Genomic DNA, 22,900 nt, shown 5'->3' with positions numbered 1-22,900 from the left:
TGTCAGGGTAGTACCACCCGGTCTCCCAAACGTTTTGCCATGATACTTTGCACTTCACGCATTTCGCTGTAACGCTTCATGATGGCGTTGCATTTCTCCTCGTCATTGGCTACGGCAGGATCTTGAAGGGCAGACATCATGTGCTTTAACTCTTCGCTGACAATGGCATATTTAAAGTTAATCATCAGTGCCGGAACCAACTCATAAAGACGTTCTTCGTCAGTTACTATCTTATGGCTTTTTGAGTGATACTTGCTTAACTGGTAGCGGTTGCTGATAAGCTCCACGCTCAGTTTGCTGATGGTTGTTTCCGGGTGTGCCAGAAAATAACGTTCGGCTGTAAATCCTGCATCATGTATATGTGCGGCGGCTTCGGTCAATATTTGGCGGTGTAGCGGGTTGTGGAATGACAGTTCGTCTTGCTTCAAGTCGTTAATGACGTATTCAATCACACTTACAGGCACTTCCTGCCTCTCTTCATTGGTTGCATTACACATTACTTTTTCGCCGTAGCGCACAATCATCTGAAGAATCAACCGTTCGTATTTATAGAATTCCTGTCCTTCTTTTCCCTCCTGAGGGATGAAAGAAACATAATTATCTTCCGGTGGAATAGGGGAGTTGGCATATTCCGCAGCCATATCAGGCGGCAATGAAGTGCCGTCGGCAGTTGCGGGAGGCACATCTCCTCCGGTGTAGGGCACTTGTGCGGCGGAGTTTTCCGTATTGTTCCTTGCTGCGGATCTGCGTTCGCGTTCCGTTTGTTCGGCACGCTTTTCGGCATGCATTTCACGCCGTTTGGCAACTTCCGAAACCAACAGCTTATCCTCTACGCGCAGTAGTTGGGCGCACTCTTTGATATAGACATCGCGTACAATCGCTTCGGGAATGACCGAGATACTTTGTACGAGATTACCGATTAATTCGGCGCGCTTGATAGGGTCTTTACCCGCGTCCTCCAGTAACAAATTGGTCTTGAAGCGGATAAAGTCCGTTTCGTGCTCTTGTATGAATTGCCGGAATTCGGTCGAATTATGTTTGCGGGCAAAAGAGTCCGGGTCGTCCCCGTCGGGCAGAAGGCACACCTTGATGTTCATGCCCTCTTCCAGCAGCATATCGATGCCTCGGATAGAAGCCTTGATGCCGGCTGCATCACCGTCGTAAAGCACAGTCATATTGTTGGTGAAGCGGTGAATCAGGCGGATTTGTCCCGGTGTCAGGGCAGTGCCCGAAGAAGCCACTACATTCTCTATGCCGGATTGGTGCATGGAGATAACATCCGTATAGCCTTCTACCAGAAAGCACCGGTCTTGCTTTACAATCGCCTGTTTGGCAAAGTAGATACCATACAGTTCGTTACTCTTATGGTAAATTTCCGATTCGGGCGAATTGACGTACTTTACTTTCACTCCTTTGGTGGCGCTGGCAAGCACACGGCCACCGAATGCCACCACCTTGCCCGACAACGTATGTACGGGAAAGATGACACGTCCCCAAAAACGGTCGCGCAGTCTGTGGTCGTCCGTTTCATAGCAGAGTCCGGTTTTGAGGAGGAATTCTGCCTTATATCCTTTTTTCAAGGCCTCCTGTGCCATGGCATCGTGGCTCTCGGTGCAGTAGCCCAGTTGGAATTTCTCGATGATGTCGTCACGGAATCCGCGGTTGCGGAAGTAAGCCATGCCGATGCTGCGCCCGTCCACATGGTTGCGCAGGATATTCTGGAAATAGTCGCGGGCAAACTGGTTGACGATGAAGAGACTTTCGCGTTCGCTCTGAGCGAGCTTTTCTTCGTTGGACAGTTCCCGTTCCTTGATTTCGATGCCATACTTTTTGGCGAGGTATTTCAGAGCCTCGGGATAAGACATCTGTTCATGTTCCATGATGAAATGCACGGCATTGCCCCCTTTGCCGCAGGCAAAGCATTTGCACAATCCTTTGGCGGGAGAGACGTAGAATGACGGTGTCTTGTCATCGTGAAACGGACATAGACCTACATAGTTCACTCCGCGTTTCCGCAGCGTGACGAAGTCCGATACAACATCGTATATTTGTGCTGCATCCAGAATCCTGTCTATGGTGGGTTGGTCTATCATGATTCGAGTACAAAGTTACATATAAAATCAGCCCCTGCAAAACTTTTTTTTTGCAGGGGCGGGAAAAGGGGAGTTAAATCATCATTTAATCTTTTCCCTGATTTTCGTCAGATACTTCTTCATTCCTTCCGCATCCTTATTGGTGATAATTTCCAACAGTTGCTTTAGTTCCAAGCGGATATTCTCCACTTGTCCGGGTGTGCGGGGGTTGAACAGAATCTCCTGAAGCAAGTAATCGTCCTCGCTCAACAGACCTTTGGCAATCGCCATATGCTTCTTGAACGTAGTTCCCGGAGCCTCCTGATGCTTCATGACCGCTGCAAAAACGAACGTTGAAACGAAAGGAATGGACAAAGAATAGGCCACTGTTTCATCATGTTCGTCGAAGGTGTACTCAAAGATATTGAGCTTCATGGTCTGGTATAGGTCTTTAAAGAAGATTTTTCCCATGTGGTCGCCTTCGCTGATGATAATGGCATTTTCCGTATTCAGATTGCTCAGGCTGGCAAACGTCGGTCCGAACATGGGATGCGTTGACACGTAGCGGAAACCGCTTTCTTCATAGAATTTTTTCAGTCCTGTCTTTACCGAAGCGATGTCGCTGATGATACAGTCTTTGGGCAGTACAGGCAACACTTGCCGGAAAGCATCCAGTGTATATTTCACCGTAGCGGCATTGATAACCAGCTCCGGCTCAAACTCCTTGATTTCTTCCAGCGTAGTGAAACGGTAGGTGTTGTAGACAAAACGCAGTTGATGCGGGTTGACGTCGAACACGGCCGTCTCGTGTTGAAAACTTAAAATATCCGTAAAGAAAGAGCCCATCTTCCCGGCTCCGAGTATTAATATTCGCATATGCTTGATGTTATAGTGATAATGTTAAATAAGTGTTGAAATTTAATTTATCTCAAGTGCATCTGTCATTCAGAGCGAAGCGAAGAATCTCTTTTCTGTGTTATACATCAAGAGAGTAGATTCTTCGCTACGCTCTGAATGACAGATAGTATAAACTAATTATGCACATTTACTTATATGGTCACTTTATCACTTATTTATAATTTCCATTTGCTGGCGTACACTTTCCTCGTGTATCGCTTCAAACACTTTCTTGATAAATTCCGAATCCATTCCGCAGAGTGCGCCTTGCGAACCGCGTTTCTCAAGAATTTCATTGTAGCGTCCCGTTTGCAGAATCGTCATGTCATGCTCCTTTTTGTATGTACCGATTTCGCGCGCCACACGCATTCTTTTGGCTAATTCCTGAATGAGGTTGTTGTCGCACTCGTCAATCTGCTTGCGCAATTCGCTGAGGTTTTCGGTGCTTTGCGTATCCTTGCGTATGACGAGAAGGTTAAGGATGTAGTCCAGTACATCCGGCGTAACCTGTTGGGCGGCGTCGCTCCATGCGCAATCCGGGTTGCAGTGGCTTTCGATAATCAAACCGTTGAAGCCTAAGTCCATAGCCTGCTGGCAAAGCGGAGCGACCAGTTCACGTTTTCCGCCGATATGGCTCGGGTCGCAGAGGATGGGCAGGTTGGGGATGCGGCGGCGCAGTTCGATAGGGATGTGCCATTGCGGCAGGTTGCGGTAGAGCTTCTTGTCGTAGCTGCTGAAACCGCGGTGAATGGCTCCAAGACGTTTCAGGCCTGCATTGTTGATACGCTCCAAAGCGCCAATCCATAGTTCCAAATCAGGGTTCACGGGGTTCTTTATCAATACCGGAATGTCCACACCCTTCAGGGCATCGGCTATTTCCTGTACGGCAAAAGGGTTGGCAGTAGTGCGGGCGCCAATCCAGAGTATATCTATTCCGGCTTTCAGACATTCGTACACGTGCTTGGCGGTGGCTACTTCGGTAGAGACATACATACCCGTTTCCTTTTTCACCTCTTTGAGCCAAGACAGCCCTTCTACGCCGATACCCTCGAAACCGCCCGGTTTGGTACGGGGTTTCCAGATGCCTGCGCGGAATATCTTCATACCTTTTGCAGACAATTGCTTGGCTGTGTCCATAACTTGTTCTTCTGTCTCTGCACTACACGGACCGGCAATGACCAAAGGACGTTTCTCTTCGATACCCGGCAATAAAATAGATTCTAATTCAAGTTCCATATTCTTAATCTGTTTAATTATATTCTTTCTGTATAAATATTTCTCAGTCTCTCTTGTTCTTGTGAAGAACCCTTCCTGAGCCCGGTTGCTGAATTTACTAAAACAGGACGGACGTTTTAGTAAATCTTTGCCGGAGTTTTAGTAAATCTCCGTATCCGTTTTAGTAAAACGGATGCCGCCTTTCTCGGGACAGAAGCCTTCTGTAAAGATATTACTTCATTTCCTTGATGCGTTTCAACGCTTCCGCCAGTTTGTTGTCCTTGCAGCAAAGCGAGATGCGGATGTATCTTTTTCCGTTGCTGCCGAAGATAAATCCCGGAGTGATGAATACGCGCGCTTCGTGCAACACCCGTTCGGTCAGCTCCTCTACATCGGCGCAGCTGTCGGGTATCTTTCCCCAAAGGAACATACCCACCTGATTCTCATCGTAAGCGCATCCCAACTCATGCATGATTTCTCCTGCCAGCCGGCGGCGTCCGCGATAGTTCTTATTGTTGCCTTCGTACCATTCTTCACCGGCTTCGAGGGCGGTGGCGGCGGCCAGCTGCATGGCGCGGAACATACCGCTGTCTATGTTGCTCTTCACTTTCAGTATCCATTGTACGAAGTCTGCATTGGATGCGAGCATGCCGATGCGCCAACCCGGCATATTGTGGCTTTTACTCATGGAGTTGAACTCGATGCAGCATTCCTTTGCTCCCGGAATGCTGAGGATGCTGATAGGGCGTTCGTTCAGGATAAAGCTGTACGGGTTGTCGTTGACGATGACAATGTCCTTTCGCCGTGCAAAGTCCACCAGCTTTTGGTAAAGTTCCGGTGTGGCATTCGCTCCTGTCGGCATATTGGGATAATTGGTCCACATCAGTTTTACGCGGCTCATATCCATTTTCTCCAGTTCGTCGAAGTCGGGCATCCAGCCGTTTTCCTCTTTCAGGTTGTAGTTCACTACCTCGGCGCCCAGTATCTTGCTCAATGATGTATAGGTGGGATAGCCGGGATTGGGAACCAATACCTGTTCGCCGGGATTGACGAAAGCCAGCGTGACGTGCAGAATACCTTCTTTGGAACCGATGAGCGGCTGTATTTCCGTGTTCGGGTTCAACTCCACGCCGTACCATTTCTTATACCAGCCGGCAAAGCTGCGGCGCAGCTCGGGGATGCCCACGTAGGGTTGGTAGCCATGTCCGTCGGGGTTGCGCGCCGCATCGCAAAGTGTCTGTATGGTACTTTCCGAAGGGGGCATATCGGGGCTTCCGATGCCCAGACTGATTACATCCTTGCCTTCGGCGTTCATCTGCGCCACCTCTTTCAGTTTTTTAGAGAAGTAGTATTCGCTTACGCTTGCCAGTCGGTCGGCGGGTTTTATTTTAGATATTTGATTTTCCATCTTCGTATTCTCCTAATATTTTAAGTTCTTTGGTCAGTGGGGTGATGGCCACGATAGATTGTTTATACTTCAGTACATTGTCGAAAACTACGTCTACATAGAATTGATATTCCCATTCGCGCCCGATGATGGGCAGCGATTGTATCTTTGTCAGGTTGATGCGGTAGAAAGACAGGATGGACAATACCTGTGAGAGGCTTCCCTCGGTATGCGGCAGTGTGAATACCATGCTTGCCTTGTTTACCTCCTTGCTGCGGTGGCGGTTCAGCTCGTCCACCTGCCACGGGTCTGCCACAACCAGAAAGCGGGTGAAGTTGTGCTTGTTTGTTTCGATGCCTTCCTGCAGAATCTTCATGCCATAGCGTTCGGCGGCGGCTTTGGAACAGATGGCGGCGTGCCCTTTCAGGTTCTCTTTCTTGATAGTCTCCGCGCTGAGGGCGGTGTCTTCACCTTCCACTACCTTGATGCGGGGGTGCTGCCCGAGGAACTCGCGGCACTGCATCAGAGCGATGGGATGGGAATTAACTTCGGTGATGTCGTCCCAATCCTCTTCGGGCAGGCAGACGAAACTGTGCGAGATGCGCAACTTATATTCGCCTACAATCTGCGCACCGCTTTGGCGCAGAAGCTCATTGTTGTGCAGCAAGCTGCCTGCAATCGTATTTTCTATTGCCAGCATACCTATGGTCTGGCTGTCTTTCTTGACAGCTGCAAATACATCTTCAAAGCTGGCACAGCAGATAAGCTGTATTTCTTCTCCCTCGAAGTACTTGTGTGCGGCAATGTCGTGATACGAACCTAATGTTCCTTGAATGGCTACTTTTTTCATTCCTGACTATTTTTTTTCTTAGTTTATGCTACAAAAAAATCCCGCTTCCATACAATGGAGCGGGATTCTATATATTACTTAGTTCTCTATTCAGTTCTTAAGCATCACTGTCACTTGATACATACAAACTCCCGCTCTACTTTCCGGCTAAAGTAAAAGTAAAAAAAGAAGCAATATGCATAAGTAAATGATTTCATCCTTGCTGTTTTTTTTGTTTTGAATTACGCGACAAAAGTAATACTTTTCTTTTATACGCAAATAAAAAACAATGTTTTTTTTGATATTTGCATCAATTTATAGATAATCTTTTACAATCCCAATACATTTGTCGTATTGTTGCCCGGCTGATTGCCATATTGTCCGGTGAATCCTTGCAGGTCTTTCGGGTTCAGTTCCAGTCCGCGCTTCATGTCTTCCATAGAACCTTCTTTGTCGCCGTTCAGCAGTTTGGCACGCCCGCGTTCGTGGTAGGCTTGGGCAAAGTTGGGATTCAGCTCAATGGCCTCGTCGAACAAGGCGATAGCTTCGGCCAGCTTTTTCTGAACGATATACAGCTGTCCCAAGTAGAGGAATGCTTGCTCGTTGAACGGATTCAGCTCGGTTATATGGAGGTAGTCGGCTTCCGCTTCGGCTTCGGCGCCGGTTGCTTCTTTTATCTTTCCGCGAAGCAGTATGGCGCTTTCGTCGTCCGGGTCTTGGGCAAGTATGGCGTCTATGTCTTCCATGGCTTCTTTGTATTGCTGCATCTTCGTCAGGGCTTCGGCACGCAACAGACGGGCTTCGGTGAAGTCGTCCTTCAGTACGATGGCCTTTGTGAGATGGGCGATGCACATGATGCCGTCGTCCTGCCCGTTGTCGGCTTTGCCCAGCAGATAATGCGCCATGGCATTGCCTTCTTCAATGGCGATGGCTTTTTGGGCGGCTTCCGCCATGGCGGCGTAGTCCTCTTGTATATAGCAGACGTTGGCAAGGGTGAGGAAGGTGGAGGTATGCTCCGGTTCCACTTGGGTCATTTTCTCCAACAGCTTGCGGGCTTCGCCCGGTTCGTTGGACTGGATATACACTTGTGCCAGATATCCCATTGTCTCGAAGTCTTCTTGCAGTGCAAGGGCTTCGGTGAAGCATTTTATGGCATAGTCGGCGCGTCCCATGCGCTGGGCTCGCATACCGTCGTACTTGAATATCTCAAAGTTCTTCTGATTATTTTTTTGTTTTTCCTCTTCCGGACTGGTCGGTTTGCCGGAGAAAAAAGATTTAAAGAATCCCATGGCTGTGATATTGTTTTAGTTATGTTTTTAATAGGTTGACAGGATTAATGTGTGAATGCACTGCACAAAAGTAATGATTTATTTTTTGATTTGCAGTATTCCGTTGGCGGCAATAATTTTTCCTTCGTCTAATAATTGGTGCAATGTCTCGGTCAAAAGCTCTTTGTCCGTCTGAATTTGTTCGAGCAGACCGGCGGGAGTTTGCGGGGCGGAAGACAATATTTCTTGTATCTTCCCGGCAAGTTCCTTTTGGCCCGGCTTATCGGTTGCCGGCTTGTTGCGTAGACTGATGCAGGTGTCGCACTGCCCGCAGTTATGTTCGTTTTTCTCTCCGAAGTAATCCAGCAGCATACGGCTACGGCATACGGTGTCATTGGTTACGTATTCCAGTATGGAATTGATGCGTGCTTCATAACGGGCTTTCCGTTCTTCGTAGATTTCCGGGGAGAGATTGATGCGTTGCGCCTCGACGCGTTCGCGCGTGTATATTATATAAGGTGTCTTTTTGTGGGGAATGTAGCTTACGATGCGCAGTTTGGCAAGATGAACCAGCTGTTCGTAGATTTGCCGGCGGGTAAGTCCTGTGCGCACGGCAAGCGAATCTTCGTTGATATAGGTGTAGTCTGTAAATACCCCTGTATAGGAACGGAGTACGGCTTGAATGAGTTTGTCCATGTCTTCGCCCATTTCGCGCAGTCTGTAAAGTTCGTCTCTGCGTATGGTGAAGAGAATACGTGAGGTGTTGTCTTGTTCGCCGGTATATTCCAGATAGCCAGCCTGAGTCAGGATTTTCAGTGCGCTGTCCACCGGAACGGGGAAGTACTTGAACTTACGGCAGAAATCTTCGATGTTGAACTCACGCACGCATTCCAGTCCGTCTCCCATTGCCATCTGGTAGTAGTATTGAAGATGCTCGTACACATCTTTGATGTACTCCTTTTCAGGAAAAGTGTCGGGTATGCGCTTGTGCAGCGTGGTCTTGTCCGACTTGGCATATAGGATGACGGCATAGGCCTTTTGCCCGTCGCGTCCGGCTCTTCCGGCTTCTTGGAAATAGGCTTCTATGGAGTCGGGCAAATCCATGTGGATAACGATGCGTACATCCGGCTTGTCTATTCCCATTCCGAAGGCATTGGTGGCTACCATGACGCGGCTTTCACCGGATTGCCAGCGGTGCTGGCGGATGTCTTTGGTGGCATCGTCCAGTCCGGCATGGTAGAAGTCGGCTGTGATGTCCTCATTATTCAGCAGTTCGGTGATTTCTTTGGTACGGCGGCGGTTGCGTACGTACACAATGGCGCTGCCGGGCATACTGCGCAGTATATGCAGCAGTTCGGCTGTTTTGTTCTCTGTCTTGCGGACGATATAGGCAAGGTTGTTCCGCTCGAAACTCATGCGGAATACATTTTCCCGGCGGAAATGCAAGCGGGTTTGGATGTCCTTCACAACTTCCGGAGTGGCGGTAGCTGTCAGGGCCAAAACCGGTATGTCCGGCAGCAGTTCACGTATTTCCGCAATTTTCAGGTAGGCGGGGCGGAAGTCATATCCCCATTGCGAAATGCAATGGCTTTCGTCTACCGTAATCATGCTGACCTTCATTTTCCGCAGTTTGGTGCGGAAGATTTCCGTATCCAGCCGTTCGGGAGAGATGTAGAGGAACTTATAGTTGCCGAAGATGCAGTTTTCGAGAGTTGTGATGATGTCCTGCCGGCTCATGCCGGAGTAGATGGCAAGCGCTTTGATGCCTCGCTTCCTTAGATTTTGCACTTGGTCTTTCATCAGGGCTATCAGGGGGGTAATGACCAGACATAATCCGTCTTTGGCAAGTGCCGGAACTTGAAAAGTTATGGACTTGCCGCCGCCCGTAGGCATCAGTCCCAATGTGTCTTTGTTCTCACTGATACTGTTGATAATGTCTTCCTGGATTCCCCGGAAGCGGTCGTATCCCCAATACTGTTTTAAGAGTTGAGAGTTGAGAGTTGAAGGTTGAAGGAGATATGTCATAAAAACGCTTGTTCTTTGTTTCTTTTTAGGCGCGGATTACACGGATTTCACGGAAAAAGGATAAAATAAATCTGTGAAATCCGTGTAGTCCGTGCCTAAAAAAGGCATCCTGTATATTTTGACACAACCTTTTTCGGCTAATTCGGTTTTATGTCTTCAATTTGCAATTGCACTTCTCCCCGTTTGTGGGTGTTTTCTTCAATGGTGTAGCAAATGTCAAACGAACGTTTGGTCTTGATGTAGCGAACGTGGGAACTTTGTCCGAAGGCGATGCCATTCATTACGTTGTTCGATTTGTTATCCACTAATTCCAGTTTGATATGTTCTTGGTCGCGTCCTACGACTTTACTGGTTCCGTAGTCGTACACGTTATGGGTACAGAATACAGGCTTGGTATTGTCGGGACCAAACGGGTTGAACTTCTTTAAATCGTTGCAGAATTTGGGTGTAATATCCCGGAAGTCTATTTCTGCATTGATGTCGATTACGGCGCTGGTTTGTTCAGGCAGGATATGCTGTGAAACGAATTCTTCAAAGCGTTCGGTGAAGGCGGGGACGTTTTCCACTTTCATGGACAGGCCGGCGGCATAGGTGTGACCGCCGAAGTTCTCCAGCAAATCCCTGCAGTATTCAATGGCTTTGTACACATCGAAGCCGGAAACGGAACGTGCCGAACCGGTTGCCATGTCATCCGTACGTGTCAGTACTACGGCGGGACGATAATATACTTCCGTCAGGCGGGAAGCGACAATGCCGATTACTCCTTTATGCCAGTCTTCGTTGTACAACACGATAGAACGGCGGTCGGCCAGCCCTTCCAGTTCGGCAACGATTTGATTCGCCTCCTCGGTCATCGTCTTGTCGAGGTCCTTACGGGTTTCGTTGTATTGGTTGATTTGCCCGGCTTTCTCCAAAGCAAGCGAGAAGTCCTTTTCTGTCAGTAAGTCTACCGCTTCCTTACCGTTTTGGATGCGTCCCGATGCGTTGATGCGCGGGCCTATCTTGAATACTATATCGCTGACGGTAATCTCCTTTTCCGACAGTCCGCATACGTCGATAATGGCTTTCAAGCCTACGCTCGGATTGCTGTTGAGCTGTTTCAGACCGTGATAGGCAAGTATGCGGTTCTCTCCCATAATCGGTACGATGTCCGAAGCGATGCTGACCGCAACCAAGTCCAATAGGGGAATCAGATGATGAAACTCAATGCCGTTGCTGATGGCAAACGCCTGCATGAATTTAAAGCCTACCCCGCAACCCGAAAGGTGTTCGTAGGGATAGGTGTTGTCTTCGCGCTTGGCGTTCAATATGGCTACGGCAGGGGGTAATACTTCATCGGGTACGTGGTGGTCGCAGATGATGAAATCGATGCCTTTTTCTTTGGCGTATGCGATTTCGTCTACGGCCTTGATGCCGCAATCCAATACGATAATCAATCCCACACCGGTTTCGGCGGCGTAGTCCACACCTTTGGTTGAAACTCCATACCCTTCATTGTAGCGGTCGGGTATGTAATAGTCTATGTTCGAGTAGAACTGTTGAATAAACTTGTAGACCAAAGCCACGGCGGTGGTTCCGTCTACATCGTAATCTCCATAAATCAGAATGCGCTCTTTCTTTCCCATTGCCTTGTTCAGGCGCTCTATGGCCACGTCCATATCTTTCATAAGGAACGGGTCGTGCAAATCCGGTAGTTGCGGGCGGAAAAACTTCTTGGCTGTTGCTGCCGTTGTTATTCCCCGCTCCACCAGCAATTCCCCAAGTACTGGGCTAATCCCTAATTCTTGGGCCAGTCGTTGGCTTGCTTCTGCCTGATCGGATGTAATGGGTAAATAATTCCATTTGTGAGTCATTTTATATATTATTTTTTCTTTTTCTATCGCAAAGTGCCGGAGAATAAAAAGGGAGTTTTCACTGTCCGCTTGCTGTATGCTATTTCTCCAACAAGCTGTAAAGGTATGAAAAACTCTTGAAACCGATGTGAATTCTATAGAAAATATTCTTAACGATGCGTATTCTCTCCTAAAATCCTTTTATTTTTGTAGGGTCTAAATAAGTAGGACTCTTTTATTCATTAAAAACAGGTTGAGATTATGCTTACTTTCATTTCTTGCGCCAAGACTATGGCGTCGCGCTGCTCCTTGAAAGTGCCTGAAGTCACCGTTCCGCATTTTGAAACGGAGGCTGTGCAGAATGCATTGGAAATGTCGCAGATACCTGCCATAGAGTTGGAAAAACTCTTGAAGGTGAATGCCAAGATTGCAGCGGAAAACAGGATTCGTTTTCACGATTTCTGTTCGGAAGACAATCAACCTATGCCGGCGATTGGTGCATATACGGGAGCTGTCTTTAAACGTGTCTTGCCAAAGGACTTTACGGCTGATGATTTTCGTTATGCACAAAATCATCTCCGTATTACTTCTTTTCTTTATGGGTTGCTCCGTCCGCTGGATGGAATCAAGCCTTATCGTTTGGAAGGTGATGTGCGGTTACCCGAAAAAGGCGGACTTTCCATGTTCAATTATTGGAAACCGTTGTTGACGGATTATTTTATTGAGGAGATTAAAAGACGGGGTGGTGTATTGGTTAATCTGGCAAGCGGTGAGATGAAAGAACTGTTTGACTGGAAGCGGGTGGAAAAAGAAACACGGGTTATTACGCCTGATTTTCAGGTTTGGAAAGACGGGCAGTTGAAGACTATTGTTATTTATGCAAAAATGTGCCGGGGGGAAATGGTGCGCTACATCATCAAGAACCGTATAGAACGTCCTGAAGATTTGAGAAGTTTTTCATGGGAAGGCTTTGCTTTCGATGAAAAACGCAGTACGGACAGTCATCTGTTGTTTACGTTGGGATGAAAATTAACCATTAGCCAATAGATATGATAATGTTACGGAAAACATTGCTTTATTGTTTTTTGCGTAAATCCCGTCCTTCGTATTTGCAGATAGCATCAATCCATTCTTCTGTCAGCGGTTTGGACTCGTGTTTGTTAAGGTCGTAAGTTACCATAACGGAGGTACAGATACATTTCACTTCGTGTGTTTCCGTGTCTATAACACGTTGGGCAAGGTGAAAACTTTTTGTTCCGATTTTAGTTACGGCAGTCTGTACGGCAATGTGGTCGGAGCTATAAATTTGTGCAAGGAAGTCGGCTTCTATGTGGACAACGACAATCCCGTCTTTTTGCCAGTCGACGTGTGGACATACGGAAGCGAAATATTCAGTTTTACCCAAATCGTAAAAAGAAAAGTAGACGGTGTTGTTGACGTGACCGAATTTGTCAACGTCGTTAAAACGCAATTGTATAGGTAATGTGTGGTTAAATTTAATCTCTTCCATTGTTTTTCCTTAAACTTTGTTTGTAATATCAACGTAAAATGCAAAATTTGCAATGTACGGGAATAAAGATAATCAATGTCTCAATAAATAAACTAAAATATACTGTTAATCTTGAGCAAAGATAGAGCTTTTTCTTTTTAATCCTATTAAAGTTTACTGTCTATTCATAGATTTGTAATTAATGAATAGAGAATCAAATACTTATCAAATCGTTATCCGGCAAAAGTAAATTATTCCGGATAAGATTAGTAGAGTAGAATTATCGGGATATGGTAAAGTTTCATTTATCTCGATTAGTGCGATGAGTGATAGTGCTTGTTAATATGAATTAAAATCAACGTAAAGCGTTACGTTGATTTTTTATGGTAACGGAATAGGTGCGGAAATAAAGGTACTATATCTTTGTTGTAAGTCCTTGTAGCAATATGTTTTGCTATAATTATTATAACCGATTTGTTAAAAACACAAAATATGACACGAAAAACACTATTTTTATTTACGTTGTTAATTGCCAGTTTTACAGTTTTTGCTCAAAGTGAATCTTTTAAAAACAGTGGTGTAGACATTGAATTGCCTGCAGGAATCCTTTCTTTACAACCGCTCAATCAGAATGCAGTTCGTATAAGGTTTACCAAAGAAAAAAATATTCCGGAGCAAGAGTTAATTTATACGGAAGAGGTAGAGTCTCCTGTGTATAAGATAAAAGAGGATAGTAAATCATTAAAGCTTTCTCTTGATAAAATAATTGTTGTTTATGATAAGTTGCGTCATACATTGACTTTTACTGATTCTAAAGGGCAGATTATTTTGCAAGAGAAAGAAGGAGGACGTGTGTTGCAAAATTCTACGGTTCAAGGGGAACCGGTTTTTGAGGTTGAACAACATTTTTTATCGCCTGTTGATGAATATTTGTTTGGTACGGGACAGTTTCAAGACGGTTACTTGAATGTGCGAGGGTTAACCAGACGTCTTACGCAGGTAAATACGCAAATAGCAGTTCCTTTTGTCCTTTCCAATAAGGGGTATGGTATATTGTGGAATAACTATGGTCTGACGGATTTTAATCCGGCTGATGAATCTGTAAAGCTGTTACCTGCAGAAACCGGTGTGCAAGCGGTTACGGTAGATGCAACAAGTACAAAAGGCAATAAGCGTGAAACTCGGCTTTTTAAGTCGTTTACGGCAAGATTTAGTGTCCCGGCTGACGGACAGTACGGATTGTTGCTGGATGTAGGACAACGCATGGCGCGTAAACATTACATTTCTATTGATGGGAATAAAATTGTTGATGTCAATAATTTGTGGCTTCCACCCACAACTTCAGTTATTGTAAATTTATCGAAGGGGGAACATTTTGTTGAAGTGCAAGGCGTACAGGAAGATGCTCCTGTATTATATTGGAGACAAGTGACTGATGAGACTGTTTTTCGTTCACCGGTGGCCCGGTCATTGGACTATACTGTATTCTCCGGAAATGCAGATGAAATAGTAGCCAGTTATAGGCAGTTGACAGGTGAGACTCCTATGTTGCCACTTTGGGCATTGGGTTATATACATTGCCGGGAGCGCTATAATACTCAGAGTGAATTACTGGAAAATGCACGTGAATTTAGGAAACGTAAACTGCCTGTGGATGTGATTGTACAAGATTGGCAATGGTGGGGGAAATATGGCTGGAATGCTATGCAATTTGATGAAAGTAAATATCCGGATCCGGGTAAAATGGTTCGTGAACTTCATGACATGAATATGCACCTGATGCTATCCGTTTGGTCTAAGATAGACAAGCAATCGACACTTGGCAAACAAATGGAGTCAAAAGGATTTTATATCCCCGGTACGGATTGGATTGATTTCTTTAATCCTGATGCCGCTGCATTCTATTGGCAGAATTTTAGTGGTAAATTGTTGAAACCTTATAAAATTGATGCGTGGTGGCAAGATGCTACTGAGCCTGAAAACGATGACTTGTTGAATCGCCGAGTAAATAACGGGAAAACGCCGGGTGAGTTTTTTCGTAATGTTTACCCGTTATTTGTAAATAAGACAGTTTATGAAGGTTTACGCAAAGATGACCCGGGACGACGTGCCATGATATTGACGCGAAGCGGTTTCTCGGGTATACAACGGTATGGTGCAGTAACATGGTCGGGCGATGTCGGTAATGATTGGGAAACACTTCGTCGGCAAATAGCCGGTGGCTTAGGACAAATGGCAACCGGTTTGCCTTGGTGGACATATGATGCGGGTGGTTTCTTCCGCCCGTCTGATCAGTATACCAATAAAGACTATCAAGAACGAATGTTGCGTTGGATACAAACCGGAACTTTTCTTCCATTGATGCGTATTCATGGCTATATGAGCCAGACAGAACCTTGGCGATATGGTGAACAGGTGGAGCATATTATTTCTGAGTTTTTAGATTTGCGCTATCGTTTACTGCCTTATATCTATTCACAGGCAGCATTTGTAGCTTATCAGGGAGGGACTTTTATGCGTCCGTTGATTTTTGACTTTTCACAAGACAAAGAGGCCTTGAAACAAGAAAATGAATATATGTTTGGAAAATCTTTATTGATTAATCCTATAACTCAAGGTAATGTACGAAACTGGAGAACCTATCTTCCTGAACATACGGCAGGTTGGGTCGATTTTTGGAATGGCAAGACCTACGAAGGAGGGCAATACGTTGATATTCCGGTTACAATAGATCGGATTCCGGTATTTGTAAAAGCGGGAACTATTCTTCCTATGGGTATGAAAAAGCAATATGCTTTGGAAAGACCTAATACTCCACTGGAAATATATATTTATCCGGGTGAAGATGCTTCATTTACTTTATACGAAGATGAGGGAGATAATTATAATTACGAGAATGGTGCGTACAGTAATATTATGTTCCAATGGAATAATCATAAACGAGTATTGACAATAGAAGAACGAGAAGGAGAATATCCCGGTATGCAATTAAGTAGAACTTTCCGTATAATAAGTCCGTCTGCGGAAAAGACTGTTGTATATCAAGGTAAGAAGATGACAGTCCGATTACCATAATAAGATTATGAGACGGAAGAAAGCATTTGATTGTTGAATTTAAGCATATTTAGTCCATTATGTAACAACAGGAAATAAATGTGTAACATGATTATTGAACCCATAAATGGTAATGGTGTACATTTGCGACATAATATTTTACATTCTTAACATCATGAAAAACAAATCGGTAATATTACTTTTATTTTTGGCTATATGCGGATTTTCAGCAACGAAAGCAATGGCTGGTGGCGGTGACTCAAAGACTTCTAAATTTGTTTATCAAGGAGCAGGTAACCCATATTTACCATTATGGGAGCATCTGCCTGATGGTGAACCACGTGTTTTTGAAGATCCTGATCATCCCGGGAAATATCGTGCTTATATCATTGGATCACACGACCTTCGTTTTAATAGTTATTGCGGTGCGGACATAAGAATGTGGTCGGCTCCTGTTGAAGATTTGTCCAGTTGGCGTGACGAAGGACCGATTTTTACCTATCAGACAGGAGGAAAATGGGATGTGATGTATGCTCCCGATCTTGTTGAGGTAAGAAGAAAAGACGGTAAGAAAGAATATTATTTATATCCTCATAGCCGCGGTCGGAACAGGGAGGCGATGGTTGCTAAAGGAGATCGTCCCGACGGGCCTTTTACTCCTATCAATTTGACTGCTGACGGTACGAAAACATTACCCGGAAGTATTATGGGATTTGACCCTTCTGTGTATATTGAGTATGTTACAGATCCTAATGATCCTGACTATGAAATAGGCTTCAGAGCATACGGATATTGGGGATTCCAGCGTTCATTAGCAGCCCAGTTAGATCAAAATACGATGTATTCCGTACGTCCCGGAACAGATGTTATTCCATATTTTATGCCTGCAGGCCGTAGAAATGGTTCTACCCGCGATTCGATTTCATACCCACATATTTATCCGGGAGAGGATCTTAAGGCATTTAATTTCTTTGAAGCCTCTTCTATTCGTAAGATTGGAAATAAATATGTAACCATTTACAGCGGATATTCCGGTCGTGAATACGGATTGGGTATGACAAATTCCACTTTGCGTTATGCTTATGGTGATTCGCCATTGGGTCCATGGAAGAGTGGTGGTGTTTTGGTTGATTCACGTGCACCGGTGTTGAATCAAGATGGTACCCGATTACAGACAACTAATGCGGCGCATAATACTCATGGCAGTATAGAACAGATTAATGGACAATGGTATGTGTTTTATCACCGTCCACCTCGTGGATTTGGAAATGCACGCCAGTCGGTAGTAGCTCCAATTCATGTGGAATGGGATGAGAAGCCTGTGGCTGAGGGTGGAAGAGTTTCCATCAAGGGGTATAATCCGTATGCAAAAGATAGTATTTGGACAGCTAAAGATGCGCAAGGTTATGAATATAAGGGTGCTGAGGTAACTTCAGAGGGTTTTCATATTTTTGGTCTTGATCCTTATCGGTATTATTCAGCCGGGTTTGCATGTTATCTTTCTGATGTTAGTCTTCAACAAGATTCATGGGATATTTGGGATAATCATGCTTCTATTACTAATGTGAAGAATGGTCATATAATAGGATATAAATATTTTGGTTTCGGTGGACTGGATAAAGATAAGTTAGGCTTGAAAGCTTTCAAAGGAACTCAAAAAGGGAACAAAACAGCATTTAATCTTTTCCTTACACCAAAGACCTCAAGAACATTCAAAGTTAATGTATGGTTGGATGGTCCATGGGATAATAAGGTTTGGAAAGGGACAAAAATTGGTGAAATTGTGGTTCCGGAAAATTCGGTGCAGGAAGTAACTCAATTTGCGGTTGATGTATCACAATTTGTAGACCACTTAGATAAGAAACATGCAATATTTCTTGTAGCGGAAGGTGAAGGAGAAGAACTTTTTGATCTGATTGGCTTAGGTTTTAGTTCAAAAAAGAAGAAAATAGTTCGTCCGCTTGTTCCTGAAATAAATATAACGGTTAATGGAAAGCCTGTTGAAATCCCGGTAACGCCTGTCCGTTCCACAGAGAAAAATGGTATTACCGGCTATGACTTATACGAGACGGTTTATGAACTTCCGTCTGAGGTAACAGAGTTTCCGACAGTATCTGCTTCTGTAACAGATAAGAAAGTGAAAATAGTCGTTACTCAAGCCGATTCGGATTCAAGAACAGCTGTTGTGAAGTTTGACAATAAGGGGGTGGTAAAGACCTACAAGATTAAATTTAAGTCTTCCATATTATAAAATTGTCAACAATCTTCTGGTTTGATGATGAGGATGTGTAAAACGAATTGCAGTTATCGTTTTGCACTTCCTCTCTTATATAAATGCAGATAAACTCTCCGAGAGAGTAAGATTAATGGAAAATGTCAGTTTTGTTTACCTGTTAATTTATAGAATGAAAGAGAATATGAAATTAGTAAAGTGTATATGGCTAATATTAGCCGGTATTATCATTAGTTCGTGCAGCACAAACTTGTTTGAAATAACATCTCCGGCAGGTAAACTGAAAGTAATGGTGGAGCCGGCTGAAGAAGATGTCTATGGTGCAGTCACTTTTTCTGTATATTATAAAGGGGAGCCGGTTCTTTCTAAAACGGAATTGGGGTTGGCGACAGATGTGCAGAAGTTTTGTGGAGATTTGAAGCTAAAATCAGTATCCGGGGTAACACAGGTTGTTGATGATTATGAAATGATAACGGGAAAACGCAGCCATTGCGTGAACGATGCTTCTGAAAGAGTCTATTCTTTTGAGAATAAAAAAGGCGAGGTGTTGGATATAACATTCAGAGTATATGACGACGGAGTTGCTTTCAAATATGCGATTAATACGACTGCAGGTAAAGAGTATGTCATTGATGAGTACACTGCGTATAATGTTCCGCAAGGGGTTAAAAGGTGGATGCAACAATATGATCCGGGCTACGAAAAGTTTTTTCCATTGTCGACAGACGGAACGTTGGCAGGCCGTCCGGAAGTTAATCTTTGGGGATATCCCGGCCTTGTTGAATTGTGTGATTCTGTATTTGTATTGATAACGGAAGCGAATATCAGGCGGGGACATTGCGGCTCTTTTTTATCTAATGGTAATGACCGTGATAGGTATCAGGTTAGTTTGGCTGATAAAAAGCAGGTCGCAGAGGGGATATGGGTTTCTCCTTGGAGGGTGCTCATTATAGGAACTCTGTCTGATATTGTAGAGTCGACATTGGTGACAGATGTATCAGATCCTTCTAAAGTGGAAAATACGGAATGGATAAATTCCGGTATGGTATCTTGGATATATTGGGCACATAACCATGGCTCTAAGGATTATCAAAAAGTAAAGGAATATATTGATTTGGCCGTTGAAATGAATTGGCCTTATGATTTGATAGATTGGGAATGGGATGAAATGGGAAATGGAGGAACTCTTGAAGACGCGGTGAAATATGCCTTGGGCAAAGGAATAAAACCGCTTCTTTGGTATAATTCAAGTACCAACTGGATTGGTCCTGGCCCCTTGTATCGCTTGAATAAGAAAGAGAACCGAGAGAAAGAATATGCGTGGTTAAATAATATGGGAATTGCCGGTATTAAAGTAGATTTCTTCTCAGGTGATAGTGTTTCTACCATGAACTATTATTTAGATTTGCTTGAAGATGCTGTAAAGTATAAATTGATGATTAATTTTCATGGAGCGACTATCCCGAGAGGATGGCAACGTACATATCCTCATATGATGTCAGTGGAAGGAGTGTATGGCGCGGAATGGTATAATAATGCTCCAATATTGACAAATCGGGCAGCCGAGCATAATGCGACTTTACCTTTTACGAGGAATGTGGTAGGACCGATGGATTATACTCCGGGAACTTTCTCCAACTCTCAACATCCGCATATAACTTCATATGCTCATGAATTGGCATTGCCTGTAATCTTTGAATCAGCTTTACAACATATGCCCGATAGACCGTCTGTTTATTATAGCCTGCCTGCACCTGTGAAAAAACTTTTATCAGAATTGCCTACAGCTTGGGATGATACGAAGCTGCTGGGCGGCTATCCGGGAAAAGAAGTGATTATAGCGCGTCGTAAAGGTGAGGTGTGGTATATTGGAGGTGTTAATGGGACTAATGAGGCAAGTACTCTTCATGTGCCTTTGGATAAAATACCTGTTAGCGGTAAGAAAATTTCTTTGTTCAAAGATGGTGTAGATGATAACCATTTTACTATTGAAGAAAATATTCCTTTGACAGACGAAAAAAACGATTTGGTAATAGAATGTTTACCACGTGGTGGCTTTGCAGCCGTCATAAAATGAGAATATCCTGTTGCTTATTATTGTTGATTTTCAGATAGGTAAGAGTAATAGTGTGTCTTATAGCTTTGTCTCCTTTCTAAATTAAATAGGTGCTTGATAGGTAATAGCAAAATAAAAAACACTACTTTTGCGTATTAATCACTGTATTTATATATCAAGAAATGATAGAAGACATTAAAAAAGCCTGCCAAGTAATGCGGGAGGGTGGTGTGATTCTGTATCCCACCGATACCATTTGGGGAATCGGTTGTGACGCTACCAATGAAGATGCGGTGCGCCGTGTATATGAAATAAAGCAGCGTCAAGACAGCAAGGCAATGCTTGTGTTGGTAGATTCTTCTGTAAAGGTGGATTTCTATGTTCAGGATGTTCCGGAGGTGGCATGGGACTTGATAGAGTTGGCAGATAAACCGTTGACTATTATTTATTCGGGTGCACGTAATCTGGCGGAAAATCTGCTGGCAGAAGACGGTAGCGTGGGTATTAGGGTGACGAATGAGGAGTTTTCAAAGCGTCTGTGCCAGCAGTTTCGTAAGGCAATTGTTTCTACGTCTGCGAATATTAGTGGGCAACCCTCACCGAAAAGTTTCAATGAAATAAGTGAAGAGGTTAAGTCCGCAGTAGATTATATTGTGGGCTACCGGCAAGAAGAGATGAGTAATCCGAAACCGTCCAGTATTATTAAGTTGGATAAAGGTGGTGTGATCAAAATAATCCGGGAATAAGAAAAATGGCTGGAAAAGAAAGAGGTTGGTTGCAACGCTTTATCATTTGGCGTGAGAAGAATGTTAAGGAAAAACGGTTTATCTTACTTCTTAGCTTTTTGGTCGGTATTTTTACGGCTTTTGCCGCATTGATATTGAAAGTGCTGATACACTGGATACAGAATTTTCTTACGGAGAATTTTGATACAACGGAGGCTAATTACCAGTATTTGATATATCCGGTAGTAGGAATCTTTTTGGCAGGACTGTTTGTACGCTATGTCGTAAAAGATGATATCAGTCATGGAGTTACGAAAATTCTGTATGCCATATCCCGCAGACAAGGGCGAATTAAGCGACATAATACATGGTCGTCTATTATAGCCAGTTCCATAACCATCGGATTCGGTGGTTCCGTTGGAGCCGAAGCACCGATTGTGCTTACCGGTTCGGCTATCGGCTCTAATTTGGGGAGTCTGTTCAAAATGGAACATCGTACACTGATGCTGTTGGTGGGGTGTGGTGCAGCCGGTGCTGTGGCCGGTATTTTTAAAGCACCGATTGCTGGGCTTGTCTTTACGCTGGAGGTACTGATGATTGACTTGACTATGTCTTCATTGCTTCCGCTATTGATTTCGGCAGTAACGGCAGCGACCGTCTCTTATATTGTGACGGGGACGGAAGCTATGTTTAAGTTTCACCTTGATCAGGCTTTTGAGTTAGAACGTATTCCTTATGTGATTATGCTGGGTATCTTTTGTGGTTTAGTATCTCTTTATTTTACCCGCGCCATGAATGCTGTAGAGGGAATGTTTGGAAAGTTGAGAGTCCCTTACAAGAAACTGTTGGTCGGCGGCTCGATGCTGAGTATTCTGATATTTCTTTTCCCGCCTCTTTATGGTGAAGGCTATGATACAATAGAATTATTACTCAATGGTACAAGTAATGTGGAGTGGGATACAGTCATGAATAACTCTTTCTTCTACGGACACGGTCAGTTACTGTTGTTGTATCTGGTACTGATAATCCTGTTTAAGGTCTTTGCTTCGAGTGCGACAAACGGTGGTGGTGGCTGCGGTGGTATTTTTGCACCTTCTCTGTATTTGGGATGCATTGCCGGATTCGTATTCTCTCACTTTAGTAATGATTTTGAAACTACCGCTTTTCTACCTGAGAAGAACTTTGCATTAATGGGCATGGCAGGAGTGATGAGCGGAGTTATGCACGCTCCACTGACAGGAGTGTTTCTGATTGCCGAATTAACCGGAGGCTATGATTTGTTCCTGCCGTTGATGATAGTTTCAGTCAGCTCATATTTGACGATTATTGTTTTTGAACCGCATAGTATCTACTCCATGCGTTTGGCAAAGAAAGGTGAATTGCTGACGCATCATAAGGATAAGGCTGTATTGACCTTGATGAAAGTGGAAAATGTGGTAGAGAAAGACTTTATTGTGGTACATCCGGAAATGGATCTCGCCGAACTGGTGAGGGCTATTTCCGCCTCTCACCGTAATATATTCCCGGTGACGGACAATGAAAATAAACTGATAGGCATTGTTTTGCTGGACGATATACGTAATATAATGTTCCGTCAGGAACTGTATCATCGTTTTACGGTGGGTAAGCTGATGACTTCTGCTCCGGCACGGCTTTATGATACGGATAGTATGGAGCAGGTGATGCGTACTTTCGATGATACGAAAGCATGGAATTTGCCGGTGGTAGATGAAGAAGGCAAATATCTCGGCTTTGTTTCCAAATCAAAAATATTCAATTCGTACCGTCAGGTGTTGGTACATTTTTCAGAAGATTAAA

15 protein-coding genes are annotated in these 22,900 nt (G+C 44.4%); 6 read left to right on the top strand and 9 right to left on the bottom strand.

Annotated elements, in window-relative coordinates; translation table 11 throughout:
• Window positions 1-2: 2 nt before the first annotated feature.
• The 8 genes from dnaG to recJ form a co-directional block, all read right to left on the bottom strand.
• Window positions 3-2,093, bottom strand: coding sequence for a DNA primase (gene dnaG / locus DW121_RS07025; protein WP_118323380.1), 2,091 nt, complete (start codon window positions 2,091-2,093; stop codon window positions 3-5).
• Window positions 2,094-2,174: 81 nt separating this feature from the next.
• Window positions 2,175-2,948 carry a prephenate dehydrogenase gene (locus tag DW121_RS07020; RefSeq protein ID WP_117712103.1) on the bottom strand — a complete coding sequence of 258 codons (774 nt, stop codon included), beginning with the start codon at window positions 2,946-2,948 and terminating at the stop codon, window positions 2,175-2,177.
• A gap of 189 nt (window positions 2,949-3,137) precedes the next feature.
• On the bottom strand, window positions 3,138-4,205 hold the full coding sequence (locus tag DW121_RS07015) for a bifunctional 3-deoxy-7-phosphoheptulonate synthase/chorismate mutase type II (RefSeq protein WP_118323379.1): 1,068 nt from the start codon (window positions 4,203-4,205) through the stop codon (window positions 3,138-3,140).
• Window positions 4,206-4,416: 211 nt separating this feature from the next.
• On the bottom strand, window positions 4,417-5,592 hold the full coding sequence (locus tag DW121_RS07010) for a pyridoxal phosphate-dependent aminotransferase (RefSeq protein ID WP_117712099.1): 1,176 nt from the start codon (window positions 5,590-5,592) through the stop codon (window positions 4,417-4,419).
• Window positions 5,573-6,421, bottom strand: coding sequence for a prephenate dehydratase (locus DW121_RS07005; RefSeq protein ID WP_117712097.1), 849 nt, complete (start codon window positions 6,419-6,421; stop codon window positions 5,573-5,575). The genes DW121_RS07010 and DW121_RS07005 overlap by 20 nt, the downstream gene beginning before the upstream one ends.
• 308 nt (window positions 6,422-6,729) lie before the next feature.
• On the bottom strand, window positions 6,730-7,689 hold the full coding sequence (locus DW121_RS07000; protein ID WP_118323378.1) for a tetratricopeptide repeat protein: 960 nt from the start codon (window positions 7,687-7,689) through the stop codon (window positions 6,730-6,732).
• 78 nt (window positions 7,690-7,767) lie between these two features.
• Window positions 7,768-9,693: an ATP-dependent DNA helicase RecQ gene (locus tag DW121_RS06995; protein ID WP_118323377.1), complete on the bottom strand. Its 1,926-nt coding sequence runs from the start codon at window positions 9,691-9,693 to the stop codon at window positions 7,768-7,770.
• Window positions 9,694-9,830: 137 nt separating this feature from the next.
• On the bottom strand, window positions 9,831-11,546 hold the full coding sequence (gene recJ, locus DW121_RS06990; RefSeq protein ID WP_117712092.1) for a single-stranded-DNA-specific exonuclease RecJ: 1,716 nt from the start codon (window positions 11,544-11,546) through the stop codon (window positions 9,831-9,833).
• 240 nt (window positions 11,547-11,786) lie between these two features.
• Here recJ and yaaA point away from each other — a divergent pair, with 240 nt between their 5' ends.
• Window positions 11,787-12,551 (top strand): peroxide stress protein YaaA, encoded by a 765-nt coding sequence (gene yaaA / locus DW121_RS06985; RefSeq protein WP_118323376.1) that lies wholly within the window; start codon window positions 11,787-11,789, stop codon window positions 12,549-12,551.
• 49 nt (window positions 12,552-12,600) lie between these two features.
• Here the strand turns inward: yaaA and DW121_RS06980 are convergent, their stop codons facing one another.
• Window positions 12,601-13,035: an acyl-CoA thioesterase gene (locus DW121_RS06980; RefSeq protein WP_118323375.1), complete on the bottom strand. Its 435-nt coding sequence runs from the start codon at window positions 13,033-13,035 to the stop codon at window positions 12,601-12,603.
• Window positions 13,036-13,506: 471 nt separating this feature from the next.
• Between DW121_RS06980 and DW121_RS06975 the strand changes: the two genes are divergently transcribed.
• From DW121_RS06975 to DW121_RS06955, 5 genes are all read left to right on the top strand, one after another.
• Window positions 13,507-16,089: a TIM-barrel domain-containing protein gene (locus tag DW121_RS06975; protein WP_118323374.1), complete on the top strand. Its 2,583-nt coding sequence runs from the start codon at window positions 13,507-13,509 to the stop codon at window positions 16,087-16,089.
• A gap of 154 nt (window positions 16,090-16,243) precedes the next feature.
• On the top strand, window positions 16,244-18,319 hold the full coding sequence (locus DW121_RS06970) for a hypothetical protein (RefSeq protein ID WP_117712085.1): 2,076 nt from the start codon (window positions 16,244-16,246) through the stop codon (window positions 18,317-18,319).
• 166 nt (window positions 18,320-18,485) lie between these two features.
• A complete protein-coding gene (locus tag DW121_RS06965; protein WP_118323425.1) occupies window positions 18,486-20,378 on the top strand; it encodes a glycoside hydrolase family 97 protein in 1,893 nt (630 codons plus the stop codon).
• A 161-nt stretch (window positions 20,379-20,539) separates the two neighbouring features.
• Entirely contained in the window at window positions 20,540-21,103 is a 564-nt protein-coding gene (locus tag DW121_RS06960; protein ID WP_118323373.1) for an L-threonylcarbamoyladenylate synthase, read from the top strand.
• 5 nt (window positions 21,104-21,108) lie between these two features.
• Window positions 21,109-22,899 carry a chloride channel protein gene (locus tag DW121_RS06955; RefSeq protein ID WP_117712082.1) on the top strand — a complete coding sequence of 597 codons (1,791 nt, stop codon included), beginning with the start codon at window positions 21,109-21,111 and terminating at the stop codon, window positions 22,897-22,899.
• The last annotated feature ends 1 nt before the right edge of the window (window position 22,900 follow it).

Origin of the sequence: Bacteroides sp. AM10-21B, from assembly GCF_003472565.1 — a bacterium.
Taxonomy (GTDB): domain Bacteria; phylum Bacteroidota; class Bacteroidia; order Bacteroidales; family Bacteroidaceae; genus Bacteroides; species Bacteroides propionicigenes.
The sequence above is the reverse complement of the archived record's forward strand: the minus strand, read 5'-3'. Positions and strand labels throughout refer to the sequence as shown.